The 17815-nt window shown below is 67.9% G+C and carries 18 protein-coding genes; 10 read left to right on the top strand and 8 right to left on the bottom strand.

All coding sequences use genetic code 11. The features are described from left to right. The 3 genes from arsB to G398_RS19490 are packed head-to-tail and all read right to left on the bottom strand — an operon-like array spanning position 1 to position 1837. Entirely contained in the window at positions 1 to 1095 is a 1095-nt protein-coding gene (gene arsB, locus G398_RS16940) for an ACR3 family arsenite efflux transporter (RefSeq protein WP_052571642.1), read from the bottom strand. Positions 1096 to 1103: 8 nt separating this feature from the next. Then, entirely contained in the window at positions 1104 to 1451 is a 348-nt protein-coding gene (locus G398_RS16935; RefSeq protein WP_043484161.1) for a carboxymuconolactone decarboxylase family protein, read from the bottom strand. Continuing rightward, positions 1448 to 1837: an ArsR/SmtB family transcription factor gene (locus G398_RS19490; RefSeq protein WP_052571641.1), complete on the bottom strand. Its 390-nt coding sequence runs from the start codon at positions 1835 to 1837 to the stop codon at positions 1448 to 1450. The genes G398_RS16935 and G398_RS19490 overlap by 4 nt, the downstream gene beginning before the upstream one ends. Positions 1838 to 1940: 103 nt before the next feature. Between G398_RS19490 and G398_RS0107070 the strand changes: the two genes are divergently transcribed. Beyond that, on the top strand, positions 1941 to 3431 hold the full coding sequence (locus G398_RS0107070) for a M20/M25/M40 family metallo-hydrolase (protein ID WP_026853077.1): 1491 nt from the start codon (positions 1941 to 1943) through the stop codon (positions 3429 to 3431). Positions 3432 to 3481: 50 nt separating this feature from the next. Here G398_RS0107070 and G398_RS0107065 read toward each other — a convergent pair whose 3' ends face one another. After that, entirely contained in the window at positions 3482 to 4525 is a 1044-nt protein-coding gene (locus G398_RS0107065; RefSeq protein ID WP_043484159.1) for a potassium channel family protein, read from the bottom strand. A 1-nt stretch (position 4526) separates the two neighbouring features. Continuing rightward, positions 4527 to 4970 carry a PaaI family thioesterase gene (locus G398_RS19485; RefSeq protein ID WP_052571640.1) on the bottom strand — a complete coding sequence of 148 codons (444 nt, stop codon included), beginning with the start codon at positions 4968 to 4970 and terminating at the stop codon, positions 4527 to 4529. 98 nt (positions 4971 to 5068) lie between these two features. Between G398_RS19485 and G398_RS0107055 the strand changes: the two genes are divergently transcribed. Together G398_RS0107055 and G398_RS0107050 are read left to right on the top strand one after the other, a co-directional pair. Next, positions 5069 to 6070, top strand: coding sequence for a PstS family phosphate ABC transporter substrate-binding protein (locus G398_RS0107055; protein ID WP_026853075.1), 1002 nt, complete (start codon positions 5069 to 5071; stop codon positions 6068 to 6070). Positions 6071 to 6077: 7 nt separating this feature from the next. Further along, on the top strand, positions 6078 to 6581 hold the full coding sequence (locus G398_RS0107050; protein ID WP_026853074.1) for a TraB/TrbI/VirB10 family type IV secretion system protein: 504 nt from the start codon (positions 6078 to 6080) through the stop codon (positions 6579 to 6581). 14 nt (positions 6582 to 6595) lie between these two features. Here G398_RS0107050 and G398_RS0107045 read toward each other — a convergent pair whose 3' ends face one another. Beyond that, entirely contained in the window at positions 6596 to 7630 is a 1035-nt protein-coding gene (locus G398_RS0107045; protein WP_026853073.1) for an Mrp/NBP35 family ATP-binding protein, read from the bottom strand. A gap of 448 nt (positions 7631 to 8078) precedes the next feature. On the opposite strand from G398_RS0107045, the gene G398_RS0107040 reads away from it, so the two are divergent. Beyond that, positions 8079 to 10046, top strand: a complete 1968-nt coding sequence (locus tag G398_RS0107040; RefSeq protein ID WP_157492317.1) for a Kelch repeat-containing protein — start codon at positions 8079 to 8081, stop codon at positions 10044 to 10046. A 17-nt stretch (positions 10047 to 10063) separates the two neighbouring features. Here G398_RS0107040 and ppk1 read toward each other — a convergent pair whose 3' ends face one another. Further along, on the bottom strand, positions 10064 to 12196 hold the full coding sequence (ppk1, locus tag G398_RS16920) for a polyphosphate kinase 1 (RefSeq protein ID WP_052571639.1): 2133 nt from the start codon (positions 12194 to 12196) through the stop codon (positions 10064 to 10066). A 181-nt stretch (positions 12197 to 12377) separates the two neighbouring features. On the opposite strand from ppk1, the gene G398_RS0107030 reads away from it, so the two are divergent. The 4 genes from G398_RS0107030 to pth all read left to right on the top strand — a co-directional run bounded on the left by G398_RS0107030 (position 12378) and on the right by pth (position 15168). Next, on the top strand, positions 12378 to 13022 hold the full coding sequence (locus G398_RS0107030) for a 50S ribosomal protein L25 (RefSeq protein WP_026853071.1): 645 nt from the start codon (positions 12378 to 12380) through the stop codon (positions 13020 to 13022). A 103-nt stretch (positions 13023 to 13125) separates the two neighbouring features. Continuing rightward, the gene (locus G398_RS16915) at positions 13126 to 13719 is read left to right on the top strand and encodes a TetR/AcrR family transcriptional regulator (protein ID WP_052571638.1); all 594 of its coding nucleotides are present in this window, start codon (positions 13126 to 13128) and stop codon (positions 13717 to 13719) included. A gap of 24 nt (positions 13720 to 13743) precedes the next feature. After that, positions 13744 to 14379, top strand: coding sequence for a DUF6448 family protein (locus G398_RS16910; RefSeq protein WP_052571637.1), 636 nt, complete (start codon positions 13744 to 13746; stop codon positions 14377 to 14379). A gap of 120 nt (positions 14380 to 14499) precedes the next feature. Further along, positions 14500 to 15168: an aminoacyl-tRNA hydrolase gene (gene pth / locus G398_RS16905; protein ID WP_052571636.1), complete on the top strand. Its 669-nt coding sequence runs from the start codon at positions 14500 to 14502 to the stop codon at positions 15166 to 15168. On the opposite strand, the gene G398_RS0107010 is transcribed toward pth, so the two are convergent. Beyond that, positions 15063 to 16844: a DUF748 domain-containing protein gene (locus G398_RS0107010; RefSeq protein ID WP_026853070.1), complete on the bottom strand. Its 1782-nt coding sequence runs from the start codon at positions 16842 to 16844 to the stop codon at positions 15063 to 15065. The genes pth and G398_RS0107010 overlap by 106 nt on opposite strands. Before the next feature lie 301 nt (positions 16845 to 17145). Between G398_RS0107010 and rpsF the strand changes: the two genes are divergently transcribed. Further along, a complete protein-coding gene (rpsF, locus tag G398_RS16900) occupies positions 17146 to 17535 on the top strand; it encodes a 30S ribosomal protein S6 (protein WP_052571635.1) in 390 nt (129 codons plus the stop codon). Next, complete coding sequence (gene rpsR, locus G398_RS0107000; RefSeq protein WP_026853069.1) at positions 17532 to 17798, top strand: 30S ribosomal protein S18; 267 nt, start codon at positions 17532 to 17534, stop codon at positions 17796 to 17798. Before rpsF ends, rpsR begins: the two co-directional genes overlap by 4 nt. Positions 17799 to 17815 lie beyond the last annotated feature (17 nt).

The following is a 17815-nucleotide window of genomic DNA, read 5'->3' as shown; positions in this document are numbered from 1 at the left end:
CTACCTCTTGGCGGGATCCACCGCAGGACAGCAGCCGGCGCCGGCAACCTCCTCGATGGCCTCGGGATACCACTTCCGCTTGAGCCAGAGGGCCACGTTGACGAGGCCGATGAGGGCGGGCACCTCCACCAGCGGCCCGATGACCGCGGCGAAGGCCGCGCCGTGGGCGATGCCGAAGGTGGCCACGGCCACGGCGATGGCCAGCTCGAAGTTGTTGCTGGCGGCGGTGAAGCTCAGGGTGGCGCTCTGCGGATAGGTGGCGCCGGCCTTCTTGGACAGCCAGAAGCTCACCATGAACATCACCACGAAGTAGATCAGCAGCGGGATGGCGATGCGGATGACATCGAAGGGCAGCTTCACGATGGTGTCGCCCTTGAGGCTGAACATCACCACGATGGTGAAGAGCAGCGCTAGAAGCGTCAGCGGACTGATCTTCGGCACGAAGACTCGGTGGTACCAGTCCAGCCCCTTGAGCTTCCCGAGGATGAACCGCGTGAGGAAGCCCGCGATGAAGGGAATGCCCAGGTAGATGAAGACGCTTTTCGCGATCTGGCCGATGGTGATGGCCACCACCGCGCCCTGGAGGCCCAGCTTGGCGGGCAGCACCGTGGCGAAGAACCAGGCGTACACGCTGAAGAAGAGCACCTGGAAGATGGAGTTGAAGGCCACCAGGCCCGCGCAGTACTCCGTGTCGCCCTTCGCCAGGTCGTTCCACACGATGACCATGGCGATGCAGCGGGCCAGGCCGATGAGGATGAGGCCCAGCATGTACTCGGGCCGGTCGCGCAGGAAGAGCACGGCCAGCCCGAACATGAGCAGGGGCCCGATGATCCAGTTCTGGAGGAGCGACAGGCCCAGCACCTTCTTGTTCCGGAAGACCAGGTGCAGCTCCTCGTACTTCACCTTGGCCAGGGGCGGGTACATCATCAGGATCAGGCCCGCGGCCAGGGGAACGCTGGTGGTGCCCACGTTCCAGGCGTTGATGGCCCGGTTGAAGCCGGGCACGGCGTAGCCCAGCAGGACGCCGAGCCCCATGGCCAGGAAGATCCACAGGGTCAGGAAGCGATCAAGGAAGGACAGCCGGCCCGCGGACATGGATCCTCCTACTTGCAGTCGCAGTCGTCGCCGCAGTCGCCCTTCTGGCCGCCCGCCTCTTCGCAGGCACAGGAACCGCCGCAGCAACCGCCTGCGCTCTCGCCCACCAGCGTCGTCTGGGCCAGGGCCATGATCTGGGAGTGGGGATCGCCCTTCACGCGCAGGGCCATGTTCACGGCCTCGATCATGTCGTCCTTGGACACGCCCAGCTCCTCCAGACGGCTCTGGTGAGCGCGGAAGGCGCGCTCGGCGTTGGAGCCGATGGCGGCACCCAGGGCGATGAGGTTGAGGGTGGTCTCGCTGAGGCCGGTGGCTTCCGTCTCGGTCTGGGCCTGGGGTTCGGTCTGGGTGGTCATGCGTGCTCCTGGAGGGTGCGTGAAGGGGGGCAGGCGACGGGGTCGCAGGTGTCGCAGCGGAGGATTCGGGCCTGGGCCCGGTCGCGGGAAAGCTCGGCCTCGGCGCCGGCCATGAGGGGCCAGAGGGCCTCCAGCAGGGGGCGGGCGGAGGCGTCATCGGAGAGGGCCACATGGACCCAGCGGCCCACCTTCCACTCGCGCACCAGCCCCGTCCGGCGCAGGCCGGTGAGGTGCTCGGACACGGTGGAGGGCGCCAGGCCCAGCACCTCGGCCACCTCGCAGACGCAGAGCTCGCCCGCGTGCAGCAGCGCGAGGATGCGCAGGCGCACGGGGTGGGCCAGTACCTTGAGGGTGTCCGCGAGGGGACGGAGGGAGTCGGAGTTCATTTCGCAATTTCCCGAAACAACGTGATCATATCGCCACCCGACCCACTTGCCATACCTCGTTTTTAGATGTTTGCTGAAACCAGCTTCCCCATCAGGAGTTCCCATGCCGCGGATCCCCGCCGCCCTGTCAGGCCTGGCCCTGGCCGCCCTCCTCCAGGCCCAGTCGCCCTTTGCGGCGGCCCCGCCGGCGCCTTCGCCCGTGCCGGTGCTGAAGGACTACCCGGACACCCCCGCCGGCAAGCTGCTGCGCGACATCAAGGAGCACGCCGAGGTGGTGGCCCGGGTGGAGCACCTGTGCGACCTGATCGGCCCCCGGCTGACGGGTTCCGGGCAGCTGCGGCAGGCCCAGGCCTGGGCCATGGGCGAGATGAAGCGGCTCGGTGCCGTGAACGTCCATGAGGAGGCCTACGACTTCGGCCTGGCCTGGGCGCGCGGGGTGGACAGCGCCCGCCTGCTCACCCACAACGGCCTCCGCTTCCGGGTGGACCAGATGGCCTGGACCCCGGGCACCAAGGGCGCCGTGAAGGGCGACCTGCTGCTGGTGGACGCCCGGAACCTGGAGGAGCTGAAGGCCTTCAAGGGCCAGCTGAAGGGCCGGATCCTGCTGCGCACCAACCCCGACGACAAGCGCCCCCCGCTGGCGCGCCGGGGCGGGGACTTCGCCGCCTACCAGGCCGAGCAGGCGGCCATGATGCAGTTCCTCCACGACGAGGGCGCCCTGGCCACCCTCTCCATGTCGGGCCGGAAGAACGGCCTCAGCTTCACGAGCGGCGGCGCCGGCCGCGATCCCAAGCAGGCGGGCCTGCCCGCAGCCTACGTGCCGCAGGAACCCTACAAGATGCTGCTGCGGCTGTTGGCGCGGAAGGAGCCGGTGAGGCTCGAGCTGGCCCTGGGCGGCAACTTCTCAGCGGCCCCGGTGCAGGCCTACAACGTCGTCGGCGAGATCCCGGGCCGGGAGAGGCCGGAGGAAGTCGTCATCGTGGGGGGGCACCTGGACAGCTGGGACCTGGGCACCGGCGCCACGGACAACGCCACGGGCAGCTCCGCCGCCCTGGAGGTGCTACGCGCCTTCCAGGCCACGGGGCTGAAGCCCCGGCGCACGGTGCGGGTGGTCCTCTGGAGCGGCGAGGAGCAGGGCCTGCTGGGCTCTCGCGCCTATGTCGAGGCCCACAGGGCGGAGCTGGATGCCATCCAGGCCGTGCTGGTGGATGACATGGGCACGGGCATGGTGAAGGGTTTCACCCTCCAGGGCCGCGAGGCCTGCCGGGGCCTCATGGCCCAGGCCATCGCCCCCCTGAATGACCTGGGGGTGAAGGAGCTGTCGCTGCGCGTCATGGGCAGCACCGACCACGCGCCCTTCGACCGGGCGGGCGTGCCCGCCTTCGCGGCCATCCAGGAGCCCGTGGACTACTTCCTGGGCACCCACCACAGCCAGATGGACTACCCGGACCACCTGGTGCCGGACCAGCTGGTGCAGGGCGCGCAGGCCATGGCCGTCACCGCCTGGGAACTGGCGGAGATGCCGGTCCGGCTGCCCCACGGCAAGGTGGCCCTGCCCGTCACCGGCACCGTGAACCCCTCCGCGCCGCGCTGAGCCGTCGGGCCCGATAATCCCTCAATCCTCAACCCTCAGCCCTCGGCCCCTCAGCCCTTGGCCAGCCGCGTGAGGGTCTCCAGGGCGTCCGGCGGCCCCATCACCAGCAGCTCGTCCCCCTTCTGGAAGCGTTCCTCGCCGGAGGGATTGAACCGCAGGCCCGAGCCGGGATGCACCAGACCCACCAGCAGGGAGCCGGTGGCGTGGCGCAGGCGGGCCTCCCGCAGGGTCTGGCCCACCAGGGGCGAGCCCGGCGCGATGGCGATGCGCTCCAGGCCCAGCTCCAGCTGTTCCTGCTGGAGCACGATGTCGAAGAAGTTCATCATCTCGGGCTTGAGCAGCAGGCCCGCCATGCGGCGCCCCCCGATCTCGTAGGGGCTCACGATGTGGTCGGCGCCCGCGGCCTTGAGCTGGCGCTCGGTACCCAGCTTGGCGCTGCGGGCCACCACCGGGATGTCCGGACGGACCTGCTTGACCGTGAGGGTCACCAGCACGTTGTCGGCGTCGGTGGTGAGGGCGGTGATGAGGCCCCGCGCCCGGCGGAGGCCGGCGTGCTCGAGCATCATCTCCTCCATGGCGTTGCCGTAGAGGATGAGCTCCCCGGCGAAGCGGGGGCTGCGGCCCTTGGTCTCGTCCTGCTCGATGATGACGAAGGGGACGCCGGCCTTCTTCAGCTCCCAGGCGGCCTGGAAGCCCATCTTCCCGAAGCCGCAGACGATGACGTGGTCGGATAGGTCGTCCAGGCGCTTCTGCATGCGGCGCTCCATGATGTAGCCCTTGAGGTCCCCCTCCAGGAGCAGGGCGGTCAGATTCGAGATGGCGTAGGTGGCCGTGCCCAGGCCCACCACCAGGTAGAAGATCGTGAAGAGCTTGGTCCGGGCGTTCACGTCGCCCAGTTCCCGGAAGCCCACGGTGAACAGGGTGGTGATGGCCATGTAGAAGCTGTCGAGGGCATTGAGGTGGGACAGCCAGTGGTAGCCCAGGCCGCCGCAGACGATGACCGCGAACAGCAGGGCCATGGCGTAGCGCAGGCGCCGGATCGGGCCGTCCTGCCTCGCGTCCCGCGCCTCGGGGAACGGCGCCCGGCCCTGCACCTCAGCCGCCGATGCCTGACTTGATGGCGAAGTTGGCCGTGCTGTGCGCCACCAGGTGCTCCCCGCAGGTGAGCCGGCAGGCGAGGATGCCGCTGCGGCCGGAGATCCGCACCACCTGGGCCTCGCCGCGCACCTCGCCCCGGGCGGGCTCCAGGTAGCGGATGTGGAGGTCCGAGGTAGCGAAGGGCATGGCCCCATCGAAGGCCGTGCTGAGGGCGAGGGCGCTCACCATGTCGGCGATGGTGGCCAGAACGCCGCCGTTCACCGTGCCCCGGGAGCCGTTGATCACGGCCTTGGTGGGCTGGAGCACCATCACGGCCGCACCGGGCGCCACCGATTCGATGGTGAGGCCCCAGCCGCTGATGAGCGGCCAGGGGTGGAAGCGCGCGCGCAGGCGCTCCAGGAGATCCGGAGCGAGGGTCTCGGGGATTTGGGGCTTGGCCATGGCCCAGGATAGCTCCAATCCGCGAGGCGTCACGATGAAGGACCCCCGGTTTCACGGCCCCGTCACGTGGCTCTGGCGCAATGAGGGCGGAGGTCCCCATGTCCCTGCGCGCCCTCGCCGCCCCGCTCCTGCTCCTGCTCGGCCTGGCCTGCCAGCCGCCCGTGGAGGCCCCCGCCCGACCCGCCGCGGCGCCGCCTCCCTCGGTGAAGGAAGCCGCGCTGCCCGCCTACGCCGCGGAGCATCCCGCCGTAGGCGAGCTGAAGAGCGTGGGCTCGGACTCCATGGAGCCCCTCATGGTGCTCTGGGGCGAGGACTTCAAGAAGTACCACCCCCGCATCTCGACCCGCTTCATCTGCAAGGGCTCTGCCACGGCGCCCAGGGCCCTCCTCGACGGCAGCGCCATCATGGGCCAGATGAGCCGCGAGATGAGCGACCAGGAGTTGGCGGCCTTCCAGGCCAAGTACGGCTACGCCCCCACGCGGATCCCCGTGGCCGTGGACGCCCTGGTGGTCTACGTCAACGCCAACAACCCCATCAAGCAGCTCCACATGGAGGAGATCGACGCCATCTTCTCCACCACCCGCAAGGCCGGGGCCAAGCGCGACGTCGTCCGCTGGGGGGACCTGGGCCTGGGCGGCGACTGGAAGCAGCGGGACATCCAGGCCTACGGGCGCGACGAGAACTCCGGCACGCGCGCCTTCTTCCGCGAGCACGTCATGAAGAAGGGCGACTTCAAGCCCGGCGTGAAGGCCTTCATGGACCAGTTCGCCGTGGTGGAGGCCCCGGCCGTGGACGGCGGCGGCATCAGCTACGGCCCTCTCCAGTACGCCAACCGCATGGTGAAGGGCGTGCCCGTGGCCTCCTTCGGCAGCGATACCTTCGTCGAGCCCACCCTGGAGAACATCCAGCGGGCCACCTACCCCCTGACCCGCTTCCTCTACATCTACGTGAACAAGGCCCCGGGCCGGGCTCTGGACCCCGCCGTGAAGGAGTTCCTCCACTTCGTGCTCTCCCGCGAGGGCCAGGCGGCTGTGGCCAGCTTCGGCGCCGTGGCCATTCCCGGCGACTTGGCCGCCATGGGCGCAGGCAAGCTCAACTGAGGCCACTGTGCTCCCGGCCCTGGCCCTGCTGGCCCTGCTGAATGATCCCGGCACCGCGCCCCACGCGGTGCCGGCGCGCAGTCTCCACCTCCCCGAGCCCTTGAAGGTCCAGGGGCCGTCGGCCGAGATCCGCCTCCGCCCGGGCGGCGCGGCCTACGCGGTGAGCCCCGGCGTCCAGCTCGAGGGCCGCCTGGATGGCGACCTGGTGGAGCCGCCCACGGATCCGGGCCGGACCACCCTCCGCGTGGTGCTGCAGACACCCCTCCGGGCTCAGAACGGATGGACCGTGCTCCTCCCCGCCGGGACCCGGCTGGTGGGCCAGGTCCACCTGCTGCGGGGGGACTATCGCTTCGTGGACTTCCAGTCGCTCATCCTGCCCGATGGCCAGGCCCTGGCCGCCCCAGAGGGAAGCTTCCGTCTGGGAACCGGGCCCTCTCTGCCCCTGCTGAGCGGCGGCGAGGTCACCCTCACCGTGGCCCGGCCCCTGCGGGTGGAGGCCTTCGGCCGCTGATCCTGCGCTTCAGGTCAGAGCTTCAGCACGCCCTTGAGCGTCTCCGCCATGTCCTGGAAGACCTTGGTCTGGGGACTGTGGGGGTACTCGGCCACGAAGGGCTTGCCGCTGTCCCCGCCTTCGCGGATGGCCAGGTCGATGGGCACCTCGCCCAGGAAGGGCAGTTCCATGCGGATGGCCGCGGCCTTCACGCCGCCGTGGCCGAAGATCTGGGTCTCCTTCCCGCAGCCGGGGCAGATGAAGCTGCTCATGTTCTCGATGATGCCCAGCACGGGCACCTTCACCGTGCCGAACATGCCGATGGCCTTCTTGGCGTCGAGGAAGGCCACGTCCTGCGGCGTGCTGACGATGACGGCGCCGTCCACCTGGGCGTTCTGGATGAGGGTGAGCTGCACGTCGCCGGTGCCCGGCGGCAGGTCGATGAGAAGGACATCCAGGTCGCCCCAGGCCACGTCCTTCAGGAACTGCTGGAGGGCCTTGTTGAGCATGGCCCCGCGCCAGATCACTGGCCGGTCTTCCTCGATGAGCAGGCCCATGGACATGACCTTGATGCCGAACTTCTCCAGGGGCAGGATCTGGCCCTCGGGCGTGCCCAGGGGCGAGTCCTTCAGGCCCAGCATCATGGGGATGGAGGGGCCGTAGATGTCCGAGTCCAGCAGGCCCACCTTGAGGCCCTGCTGGGCCAGCGCGATGGCGAGGTTGGCCGTGACGGTGCTCTTGCCCACACCGCCCTTGCCCGAGCCCACCACCACGCAGCGCTTGATGCCGGGGATGAGGTTCTTGAACTCCACCTGGGCCGTCTTCTCCCAGCCGATCTCGATGTCCACGTCCGTGACCCCGGGCTGCTGGCGGATGATCCCCTCCAGGGCGTCCTTGATGGCGGCCACGCGGTCCCGGTAGGCATCCATGAGCTGGAGCAGCACCGTCACCTTGCCCTCGGTGACGTCGATGCCCTTCACGGCCTTCAGGTTCGTGAGGGTGGCGTTGGTCCCGGGGACGACATAGGCATTGAGGGCTTCGAACAGGGCGGCGCGGCTGATCTTCGTCATGCGGATCTCCAGCCCGTCAGTCTGCCATGGGCGGAATGGAGGTCGGAACACACAAAAGGGTCGGTAGTGGGTCAGTTTGAATCCGGGGGTAGTGGGTCAGTTTGAAGTTTGATCCAGGAGGCCCACGATTTCCTCAAGGGTAGAGCCCCCCTGAATAGGGAAAAGGAGTCAGCTGCTACCCTGTCTTCACTCTTCTCCAGGAGATTGACCCATGGACCGACTCTTCAGAGTCCTTCTAGGTGTGCTCCTTGCCGTGGCGTTGTTCGACTGCGGGGGTGGCGGGTCCTCCACGCCCTCTTCCGGAGCCTCGACACCTCCACCTCCCCCACCTCCCCCGCCTGCCGCCCCGAGCCTGACTCTCCAGTCCGTCGTGATAAGCCTCGGCCCTGGGGAATCCACGACCCTGAAGGCCGTTTTCGCCAACACCCCTGTCACCCAGGTTTCCTGGGTGACCACGGGGGGCACGCTCAGTCAGGCGGCAGGTGATTCCGTCACCTTCACCTCGCCTTTGCTTCAAGGCCGGTACCGCATCAGGGTCCAGACGCTGAGCGCGCCGGATCTGACGGCCTTCTTGGATTTGGAGGTCAAAAACCCGACGAGGGGACTGGTCTTCACCCCCGGAACCGCGACCCTGTACCCCGGGCTGTCCCCCATGGGTTCGGCCCTGCCTTTCGCCTGGAAGGTTTTCGGAACCCCATCGTCGAACGCCAACCTGTCCCTGCTTGAAGGCCTCGTGGCCGGACAGTTCGAATACAAGGGCTTGACCTGGATCTACCAACCGCCCTCTGCCAATGGTATTTACCACCTGCGGGGACAAAGCACCGAGGACCCGACCCTGGCCGCCACGATGGTCCTCCGGGTCCGGGACGACCAGATGCCCCAGGTCGCCTTCCCGCAACCTCATCTGGCGGTGCACCCAGGCGGTTCCATCCGACTGGCGCCCATCCTCGTGAATGTGACGGACAGTTCGGTCGCCTGGGACATCCCCGCGGGAAGCGGCCCCGTCGGATCCTGGGGGACCCTCGATCCGGAAGGCCTCTACCAGGCCCCTGGCGCCGTGGGAGGCGCCTACGTGACGGCCACGAGCGTGGAAGATCCGACCAAATCGGCGGGTGTGGCTGTGGACATCTCCGACTGCGTCATCAAGCCCCAATCCCTGACACTGAAGACAAAGGCCTCCTTCCAATTCCAGGCTGACCTGACTCCGGGAATCAACGGACCGGCTGGTTTCGGCCTGCTCGATGAAGTTCCCTGGGTACCTCCCGTGGGCTCCATTTCCGCCTCCGGAATGTTCACGGCTGGAACCTACGCCGTCGACTGCACAGTCGATGCCTTCCTCCCGAACATTCCCCAGGTCACCCGGGCCTATGTCGCCATCAGAGGAGATGGCCCCTTCCAGTCGGCGGGGAGCACACCCCCTCCTGGCTTCACGCATGCCTACGCGGGTCGTCCAGTCGTTCCGCTATCGAATGGGAAGGTCCTTGTAGGGCCCTCTTTCGATTCGAAAGAGGTCATGGTCTTCGATCCGCAGACGAATACCTCGACCGTGGCCGGCCGACTGATCAGGGCCCGTACCGACGCGAAAGCCACGGCCCTGCCGGACGGCCGGGTGCTGTTCAGCGGCGGTCGGGTGGGCGACACGCTCCAGGTCTGGCCTGATTCCGAACTCTTCGATCCGATCGGAGGAGTCTCCGTTCTGACCGTGCCCCTTCTTCACGGAAGGTACGCCCATCAAGCCACCCTGCTTCCCGATGGGCGGGTCCTTCTCTCGGGAGGTCGTGACGAGACGGGGGCCCTGTACTCGCTGGAACTCTTCGATCCGATTACAGGGGTGTTCGTTCCCGCCGCTGCCATGAATGTCCCAAGGATGGGCCACACGGCCACCCTGCTTCAGAACGGCTGGGTGCTGCTTCTGGGGGGAGAGACGTTCCGGGCGGGAGCCACGCCGGAACTGTTCAATCCGGCGGATCTCACCCTCACACCGACGGCCCCCTGCCTCAACGTCCGAAAGGAGGGACACAGCGCCACCCTGCTTCCCAACGGCAAGGTGGCTGTCATCGGTGGAGGCACCGCCGGAACTGACGCGATCTCGTCCATCGAGCTGTACGACCCGGCCAGCTTGAGCTTCTCCGTGGTGGGAGACATGAAATTCCAAAGGACGTACCACCATGCGCTCCTGATGAACGCCCGGCAGATCCTCATCACGGGGGGGTCCACCGTCGGCCATGTCATCGGGGCGGTCGAAGTTCTCGACACGGGCACAGGGCTCACCTCTGACTTCGGATCGACCGTGGAGCCCCACTACCACCACGAGGCGATCCTATCTCCCACCAAGGGCGTCTTCTTATTCGGAAACGCCCCAGGGCAGATCGAATCCCTCACGCCCTCTCAGTTCCCGCAGATCCCCGCCCCATAGCTCCCGCCAGCCCTGTCTCAAATGTCCGGATCCAGTGGCCCCAGCTTCTGCGTCGGGGCCCCCACGCCACTGGCCAGGAGGGTGTGCTCGTAGATGCGGAGCTGGCTCCGGAGGGGTGGATCGTAGGGGTCCAGGCCCCGGCGGAGCACGTCGCCCTCGGGGCCCAGCACCCGGCCCTTGAGCGTATCGTGCAGCTGCAACTCCATCATCTCCAGGACCTGGGCCGCCAGGATCGGATCCACCAGGGGGAAGGCCAGCTCCACGCGCCGGTCGAGGTTGCGGGGCATGAGGTCGGCGCTGGAGAGCAAGGTCTCGGGCCGGCCGTCGTTGGCGAAGTGGTAGATCCGGGCGTGCTCCAGGAAGCGGTCCAGGATGGAGAGGGCGCGGATGTTCTCGGAGAGGCCGGGCACGCCGGGCCGCAGGCAGCAGGTGCCCCGCACGATGAGGTCCACCTTCACGCCTTCCCGGCTGGCCTCGTAGAGCAGCTGGATGAGCTGGGGGTCCACCAGGGCGTTCATCTTGAGCACCATGCGCGCGGGACGGCCCTCCCGGGCGTGGCCGATCTCCCGCTGGATGCGCTCCTTGAGCGCCTTCTTCAGGTACTGGGGCGCCAGGAGGATCTGGTTGAACTTCGGCGGGCGCGTGTAGCCCGTGAGCATGTTGAAGAGGTTCGAGAGATCCTCGCCGAATTCGGGCCGGGCCGTGAGCAGGCCCAGATCCGAGTAGAGGCGGCTGGTGCGCTCGTTGTAGTTGCCCGTGCCCAGGTGGCAGTAGCGGTGGATGCCGTTCGCCTCCTGGCGCACCACGAGGCAGGCCTTGCAGTGGATCTTGTGGTTGGGCAGGCCGTAGACCACATGCACGCCCGTCTTCTCCAGGCGCCGGGCCCAGGCGATGTTGGCGGCTTCATCAAAGCGGGCCCGCAGCTCCACGATGGCCGCCACCTGCTTGCCCCGCTCGGCGGCGCGCTCCAGGGCGGCGGCCACGGGGCTGTTGGCCGTCACCCGGTAGAGGGTCATCTTGATGGCCAGGACCTTGGGATCCTCCGCGGCCTCGCGCACAAAGCGCACGACGCTGTCATCGAAGCTCTGGTAGGGGTGATGCAGCAGGATGTCGCTCTTGGCGATGGCATCGAAGATGCTGCCCGCCTGCTCGAGCTGAGACACGGGCAGGGGCGGCAGGGGCGTGTCCTTGAGCTGGGGCAGGTCCAGCTGGCCGTAGAGCTGGCTGAGGTCCGAGAAGGCCGTCAGCCCCAGGCTGGGGTAGAGGTCCTCGGGGCTCAGCTCCATCTCCTCGATGAGCAGGTCCAGCACCTTGGAGGAGAGGCCGTGCTCGTACTGGAGGCGCACCACGGCGCCGCGGCGGCGGTCCCGCAGGCTCTCCTCCACGGTCTTGAGCAGGTCCTCGGAGGGATCCTCCTCCACCGGCTGGTCCGAGTCCCGGGTGACGCGGATGGCGTGGCAGCGCTTCACCGCATAGCCCAGGAAGAGGCGGGCCAGGTGGTGGCGCACCACGTCCTCGAGCATGATGAAGGCGTGGACACCCGGCGCCGAGGGCACCCGGAGGAACCGGGAGGCCAGGCCCGTGGGCACGTGGATGAAGGAGAGCTCCGAGGCCGGCAGGTCCCCGTCCAGCAGGTCCTCGTCCGGCTCCAGCTCCACCACCAGCACCAGGGCCCGGTTGCCCAGGCGCGGGAAGGGGTGCCCCGTGTCCACGGCCAGGGGCGTGATGAGGGGCAGGAGGCTCCGCTCGAAGTAGTCGAGGACGAAGGCCTCCTGGGCCGCATCCAGGTCCTTCGGATCCAGGATGCGGATGCCCGCGGCCTCCAGCTGGGGCTCGAGGATGGCGTGGAAGAGTTCGTGCTGCCGGGCGGAGTAGGCGTGGATGCGGGAGGCCACCCGCTCCAGCAGCTGGCGGGGGGTGAGCCCGTCGGGGCCCGGCTGGGCGATGCCGGCGTCGATCTGCCGCCAGATGCCGGCCACCCGTACCATGAAGAACTCGTCCCAGTTGCTGGACACGATGCTGAGGAACTTCACGCGCTCCAGGAGGGGCACCGTGGGGTCCTCGGCCTCCTCCATGACCCGGGCGTTGAAGTCCAGCCAGCTCAGCTCGCGGTTGAGCAGCTCCTCGGGACGGGGGATGGGGTGGAACATGGAAGCAGGATAATCCCGGCCTGTGACGCCCGTGTGCCGGGCTGCGGGGAATATCCCCTTCGATTCCGGGGCTTTTTCGGGCAGAATCAGTGGTTCGGCCCTCCATGGGGAGGGACCGTGCGGTCCGCCCGGACCCATGCCAACGAGAGGGCGGCAGCCAGCCGCCAGGTAGGAGGAAGACATGTCCCAGGACGTCCTGATCGTCCCCAAGCGCGAGACCTTCGGCAAGGCCGCCATCCGCGACCTCAAGAAGAGTGGCCTGATCCCGGCCGTGGTCTACGGCCTGAACGAGGCCCCCATCGCCATCGCCATCAGCCCCAAGGCCGTGGCGCGCGTGCTGGCCAGCGAGGCCGGCATGAACTCCGTGATGTTCCTCCAGCGCGAGGGCACGGACATCAAGCGCCACGTCATCATCAAGGACGTGCAGCGCGACCCCATCACCGGCCGCCTGCGCCACGTGGACTTCATGCGCGTGGACATGACCCACAAGGTGCGCGTGAAGGTGCCCGTGCGCCTCCTCGGCACCGCCATCGGCGTGAAGAGCATGGGCGGCGTCCTCGACTTCGCCCACCGCGAGATCGAGCTCGAGTGCCTGCCCAGCATCATCCCCGCCCACATCGACGTGGACGTGACCAACCTGGCCGTGGGTGACAGCATCCGCTTCGAGCAGATCACCCTCATGCCCAACGTGGCCTTCGTGGGCGACGCCCACCAGACCGTCTGCTCCGTCCGCGGCAAGGCCGCCGAGGAGGAGGAGGCCGCCGCGCCGGCCGCCGCCGCCGAGCCGGAAGTGGCCAAGAAGGGCAAGAAGGAAGAGAAGAAGTAGCTTCTCAGTCCTCAGCCTTCAGGTTCAGTCTTCAGGACGGGCGCCTTCGGGCGCCCGTTTTTTGGAGTATTGACAAAAGTAAGTGCTTACTTACAATGGGGCCATGAGCCGCTCCGCCCTGGAACTCACCCCCAAACGCGCCGAAATTGCGGATGCCGCGCTCCGAATTATCGAAAGCAGGGGCATCGCCGCCCTGACCACCAGCGCCCTGGCCTCGGAACTCGGAGTGAGCAGTGGCGCCCCCTTCCGCCATTTCGCCAACCGGGAGGAGATCCTTGAGGCCGTGGTCCAGCGGGTGGAGGACCTGATCCTGACGACCTTCCCTCCAGAGACCGAGCCGCCCCTGGACCGCATCCAGAACCTCCTCCGGGCCCGGGCCCAGGTGGTGGGCGGACACCGGGGCATCGGGCGGCTGATGTTCTCCGAGCAGTTCGTCCTGGCCCTTCCGGAGCCGGCTGCGGCGCGCCTGCGGGCGGTGGTCGCCCGGACCCGGGCTTTCCTCCTGGAGGCCCTGGTCCAGGCCCAGCAGGAAGGGGCCATCCGCGCCGACCTGACACCGAAGGCCCTGGCCTCCGTGACCTTCGGCCTGCTCATGCAACTCGTCCACGCCCAGGCCGCTGGCCAGGGACAGGCCGGCGATGCCGAAGAGGCCTGCGCCACCCTGCGGACCCTCTTCCACCCCCCCGCCGCACTCTGATCCCGCGGCTTCTCCGGAGTCTCCATGTTCCGTATCCCCCGCCCCCTCCTCTCCGGCGTCCTCGTGGCTGGCCTCGCGCTGCCCCTCGGCGCCCACTGCGATGCCCTGGACGGCCCCGTCATCGTCGTCGCCCGGCAGGCTCTGGCCAAGGGCGATGTCAATCCGGTGCTCGCCTGGGTGAGGGCCGAGGACGAGGCCCAGATCCGCGCAGCCTTCGCCCGCACCCTCAAGGTCGGCGCCCTGAGCCCAGAGGCGAAGGAACTGGCCGAGTCCTACTTCTTCGAGACCCTGGTGCGGATCCACCGGGCCGGCGAAGGCGCGCCCTACACCGGCCTCAAGCCCGCAGGCATGGACTTCGGGCCGGCCATCCCCGCCGCGGACAAGGCCCTGGCCTCCGGCGACATGAAGCCCGTGTTCGACCTCATGCACGGCGTTCTCAAGCCCGGGCTCGAGGCCCGCTTCAAGGAGGCCCGCGCCACCCGGAGCCAGGCCTCGCCGGATCCCGCCGCCGGCCGGAAGGCCGTGGCCGCCTACGTGGACTTCATCCACTACGTGGACGGCGCCTACCGCGCCGCCGCCGGTGGGGCCGCCCATGCCGAGGGCGCCGAGGCGGAAGCCCACGCCGCCCCCGCCAAGACCGAGTCCCACCACCAGCACTGAGGCCCATTCCCTCCCCGAGCGGGCGCCAATCAGCGCCCGCTCTGTGTTCATGGCGCTGATAGCTGACAGCTGATAGCCGAGAGCTGATAGCTGAGAGCTGATAGCTGATAGCTTCAACCCATGTGGACCCTCGTTCCCCTCGGCAACCCCGGCCCCGAATACCAGGACACCCGCCATAACCTGGGGCGGCTCATGCTGCAGCGCTGGATGGCAGACCGGGACCTGGCGCCCGCGCCCTCGAAACGCTTCTCCTCGGGCACCCTCTACCCGCTCACGGACCGGCTCCAGGCCCTGGTGCCCGCCACCTACATGAACCTCTCCGGTGAAGCCTGCGCCCAGGCGGAGGCTGCGGGGATCTACCCCCGGCGGATGATCCTGCTCTACGACGACAAGGACCTGCCCCTGGGCACGGGCCGCTTCCGCCTCGACGGCTCCAGCGGCGGGCACAACGGCCTCCGCTCCGTCTTCGAATGCCTGGGCACCACGGACATCGCCCGCCTCCGCCTGGGCATCGGCCCCTTCCAGCGCCCCCTGGTGGACTATGTGCTGGAGCCCTGGACCGATCCCGAGTGGGAGGCCATCGATCGGCTGGACGCCCCCTTCGCCCGGTTCCTGGACCTGCTCGGGCAGGCCGACGACCTGGCGGGGCTGGCCAACCTGGTGAATCCGACGGCGTTCTGGGATCAGTCTGGAGACCGGAGTCCGGCACCCAGCCCGGACCCCGGGGCTGACGGGCCACCTTCGGGCGATCCGGGAGGAGGCACCTTCCCCGGGGGAGAACTTGGGTGAACGGCCGGCTTGGGAGGCTGCCCGACCCCAGGCGGATCCAGGAAACCCGGGCGTATCGCCTCGAACAGTCCGTTCGCGAGGAGCTTGCGGAGGGCCTCCCAGGTGCTGAACCGAAGGTCGTCCGTGGAGCCGGATAGGTGGGTCACGGTGGCCACCTGCCGGCTGGAGCGATTCCTGAAAAGGGTGGCCAGCATTTGCATCACATGCATCTTCATGCGCCTGCCCAAATGCTTCCCCTGGTCCTTCTGCTTGTCGTAGATCTTCAGGTCCTTCACCAGCGGCTTGAAGTAGCCATCCACCCTGCCGTCCTTCACCGTGATGTCGGTGTAGACCGAGAGCAGGCCCTCGGCCACGTCAACTCCCGCATGGGCCAGCAGGGCGCGATTCAGATCCGGCAGCTTGGCGTTGTCCAGCTGGAGACGGATGTCGAAATCGGGAGGGCTGGCCGTGATCTGGGCCCCTCCCGAGGCCAGGAGGGCGCCAGTGCCCATGAGCGCCCCGCGCACCTGGAACTCGGACCGGCCGGCATCGGCCTGATTGCCTAGGTTCTTCAGCGTCAGGTCCAGGTCCGACACGAACAGGCGGTAGGTGGGGTTGGTGCCCTCATTCACGAAGCCAAGCTGGCTGTCCACCAGCTTCAGGGTATCCATCTGAAGCCGCATGGTGGGGGCGTTCCGCACGGTCCTGGCCAGCCTGACCGCCTGCCGGGCATGGGCCTTTTCCTCGGCCTTGGTGGCCTGGCTGGTGACGTAATCCACGCGCAGATGCTCGAGGAGCACCTCCTTGAGGTGTGCTCTCTGGGACTCAGGGGTGTATTCCACCGATCCGTCCACGGAAAGGAACCCGCCCTCGGTCTTCAGCTGGTAGGTGTGGGCCAGGGGGTTCAGGCGATCCAGCGGCACTCGGTCCACCTGGATCGACCCCTGTGCGGCGGTGTGGGGTTCCCGGAGGAAATCCGCCGCCCCATTGAACCGGATCCTGCCCGTGTCGAACAGCGCGCCGTCGAGACGCACCGGCGATGGGTAGGTACCCTTGGCCGCGGAGATATTGCGGATGTTGCTGGCGACCAGGGAGACCTTGGCGAGCTTGAGCGGTTTGCTGGCGGTGTCGTCGGACACGTAGAGCAGGGACCCGTCCTGAACCGTCACCCGTTCCAGCTTGAAGGGAAAGACGGATTCCACGGCCCCCTGCCATCCCCGCTCCTTCAGGCTCACGTCGCGCTTCGCTTCCTCTTGAAGCTGGGGCAGGTTGATATGCAGCGCAGGGCGCTTGATGACGAGATTCCCGGCCACCTTGAACCGGAGCAGTTCGTCCAGGTACAGGGAGAAACCCAAGGCGCCGAACTCCGCCACGGGCGGCGAGGGGTGCGAGTTCTGCACCAGGACCAGGTCTTCCAGCGTGAAGGCCAGCCGCCAGAGGTGCAGGTCGACGCGGCCGATGCGCACCGTGTAGCCCTTCAGCTGGGCGTTCATCGTCCGCTCGGCCCATCGGCGCATGGGCTCCGCCAGCAGGGCATCCGCGAGGCCCGCGGCGAGGACCAGGGACAGGGCCGAACCGGCCAGGATGGCCTTGGCTCGGTGGGCCCGGCAGACCTTCAGGAATCGAGCGAAAAACGAGGGCTTCTCGGGTCCTCCCGGAAAGGGTTCCTGATCATCCTGGGTCGGTCGCGTTCCCATGAAGCCCGTCCCCTGTGCATCGAGACATTAGGAAATGGCCAGCCCGCGACACCTGATCTCTTCCATCCGTGAAATTTACGTCAAGGTCGCCCCCATGCAAGACACCTGAAGAGGCTTCCCCCGCGAGGGCCGCCCTGGCTGAGACGGTGGACCCTGCAGCCGCCCAGGGCGCGGCGCCCTGGACTTTTCGTTGCTCCTCGGGCCTTTTCAGGCGAAACTGGCCCTTCGCGTCCTCCGCTGGAGGGCGTCTTCCTTGCTCCCCGGAACCCAGAGGGGGGCTTCACATCCACAAGGAGGACAGATGCGTCACTACGAGACCATCTTCATCGCCTCCCCCACGCTGACGGACGAGCAGAGCGATGAGCTCGTCAAGCAGTTCGAGGGGATCATTGCCGAGCAGGGTGGCGAGCTGCTCAAGACCGACAAGTGGGGCCGCAAGAAGCTGGCCTACGAAGTCCAGAAGTTCAGCGAGGGCTACTACACGCTCTTCGAGATGAACGCCGGACCCGACCTCATCGCCGAGCTGGAGCGCCGCTTCCGCAACCACGATTCGGTCATCAAGTACCTGAGCGTCCGCATGGACGAGGCCGAGAAGGCCGCGGGCCGCGCCAAGCAGCGCATCGAGCGCGAGGCCAAGCGCAAGGCCCAGGCCGGCATCAAGGATCGCGCACCTGAGGAGGTGGTCGGATGAAGCGCCGCGCTGACGCCAAGAAGGGCAAGCCCAAGAAGAAGAAGGCATTCGGGGGACGACGCGCCAAGTTCTGCAAGTTCTGCGTCGAGAAGTCCACCATGATCGACTACAAGGACGTGAAGACCCTCCAGGCCTTCACCCCCGAGCGCGGCAAGGTGCTGCCCCGCCGCACCAGCGGTGTGTGCGCCGTCCACCAGCGCGCCCTCGTGGAAGCCATCAAGCGCGCCCGCAACATCGCGCTGCTGCCCTTCGCCACGGACTAGTCCTGGCGCTGGCGGAC

The sequence above is a fragment of the Geothrix fermentans DSM 14018 genome, assembly GCF_000428885.1.
Classification (GTDB): domain Bacteria; phylum Acidobacteriota; class Holophagae; order Holophagales; family Holophagaceae; genus Geothrix; species Geothrix fermentans.
The sequence above is the reverse complement of the archived record's forward strand: the minus strand, read 5'-3'. Positions and strand labels throughout refer to the sequence as shown.

Excerpts from the sequence above, each read along its gene's own strand:
- pth (WP_052571636.1), top strand. The coding sequence starts at position 14,500 with ATGTGGACCCTCGTTCCCCTCGGCAACCCCGGCCCCGAATACCAGGAC.
- G398_RS0107010 (WP_026853070.1), bottom strand. The coding sequence starts at position 16,844 with ATGGGAACGCGACCGACCCAGGATGATCAGGAACCCTTTCCGGGAGGA.
- G398_RS0107055 (WP_026853075.1), top strand. The coding sequence starts at position 5,069 with ATGTCCCTGCGCGCCCTCGCCGCCCCGCTCCTGCTCCTGCTCGGCCTG.
- G398_RS16910 (WP_052571637.1), top strand. The coding sequence starts at position 13,744 with ATGTTCCGTATCCCCCGCCCCCTCCTCTCCGGCGTCCTCGTGGCTGGC.
- G398_RS19485 (WP_052571640.1), bottom strand. The coding sequence starts at position 4,970 with ATGGCCAAGCCCCAAATCCCCGAGACCCTCGCTCCGGATCTCCTGGAG.
- arsB (WP_052571642.1), bottom strand. The coding sequence starts at position 1,095 with ATGTCCGCGGGCCGGCTGTCCTTCCTTGATCGCTTCCTGACCCTGTGG.
- G398_RS16935 (WP_043484161.1), bottom strand. The coding sequence starts at position 1,451 with ATGACCACCCAGACCGAACCCCAGGCCCAGACCGAGACGGAAGCCACC.
- G398_RS0107045 (WP_026853073.1), bottom strand. The coding sequence starts at position 7,630 with ATGACGAAGATCAGCCGCGCCGCCCTGTTCGAAGCCCTCAATGCCTAT.
- G398_RS0107070 (WP_026853077.1), top strand. The coding sequence starts at position 1,941 with ATGCCGCGGATCCCCGCCGCCCTGTCAGGCCTGGCCCTGGCCGCCCTC.
- rpsR (WP_026853069.1), top strand. The coding sequence starts at position 17,532 with ATGAAGCGCCGCGCTGACGCCAAGAAGGGCAAGCCCAAGAAGAAGAAG.
- G398_RS19490 (WP_052571641.1), bottom strand. The coding sequence starts at position 1,837 with ATGAACTCCGACTCCCTCCGTCCCCTCGCGGACACCCTCAAGGTACTG.
- ppk1 (WP_052571639.1), bottom strand. The coding sequence starts at position 12,196 with ATGTTCCACCCCATCCCCCGTCCCGAGGAGCTGCTCAACCGCGAGCTG.
- G398_RS16915 (WP_052571638.1), top strand. The coding sequence starts at position 13,126 with ATGAGCCGCTCCGCCCTGGAACTCACCCCCAAACGCGCCGAAATTGCG.
- rpsF (WP_052571635.1), top strand. The coding sequence starts at position 17,146 with ATGCGTCACTACGAGACCATCTTCATCGCCTCCCCCACGCTGACGGAC.
- G398_RS0107030 (WP_026853071.1), top strand. The coding sequence starts at position 12,378 with ATGTCCCAGGACGTCCTGATCGTCCCCAAGCGCGAGACCTTCGGCAAG.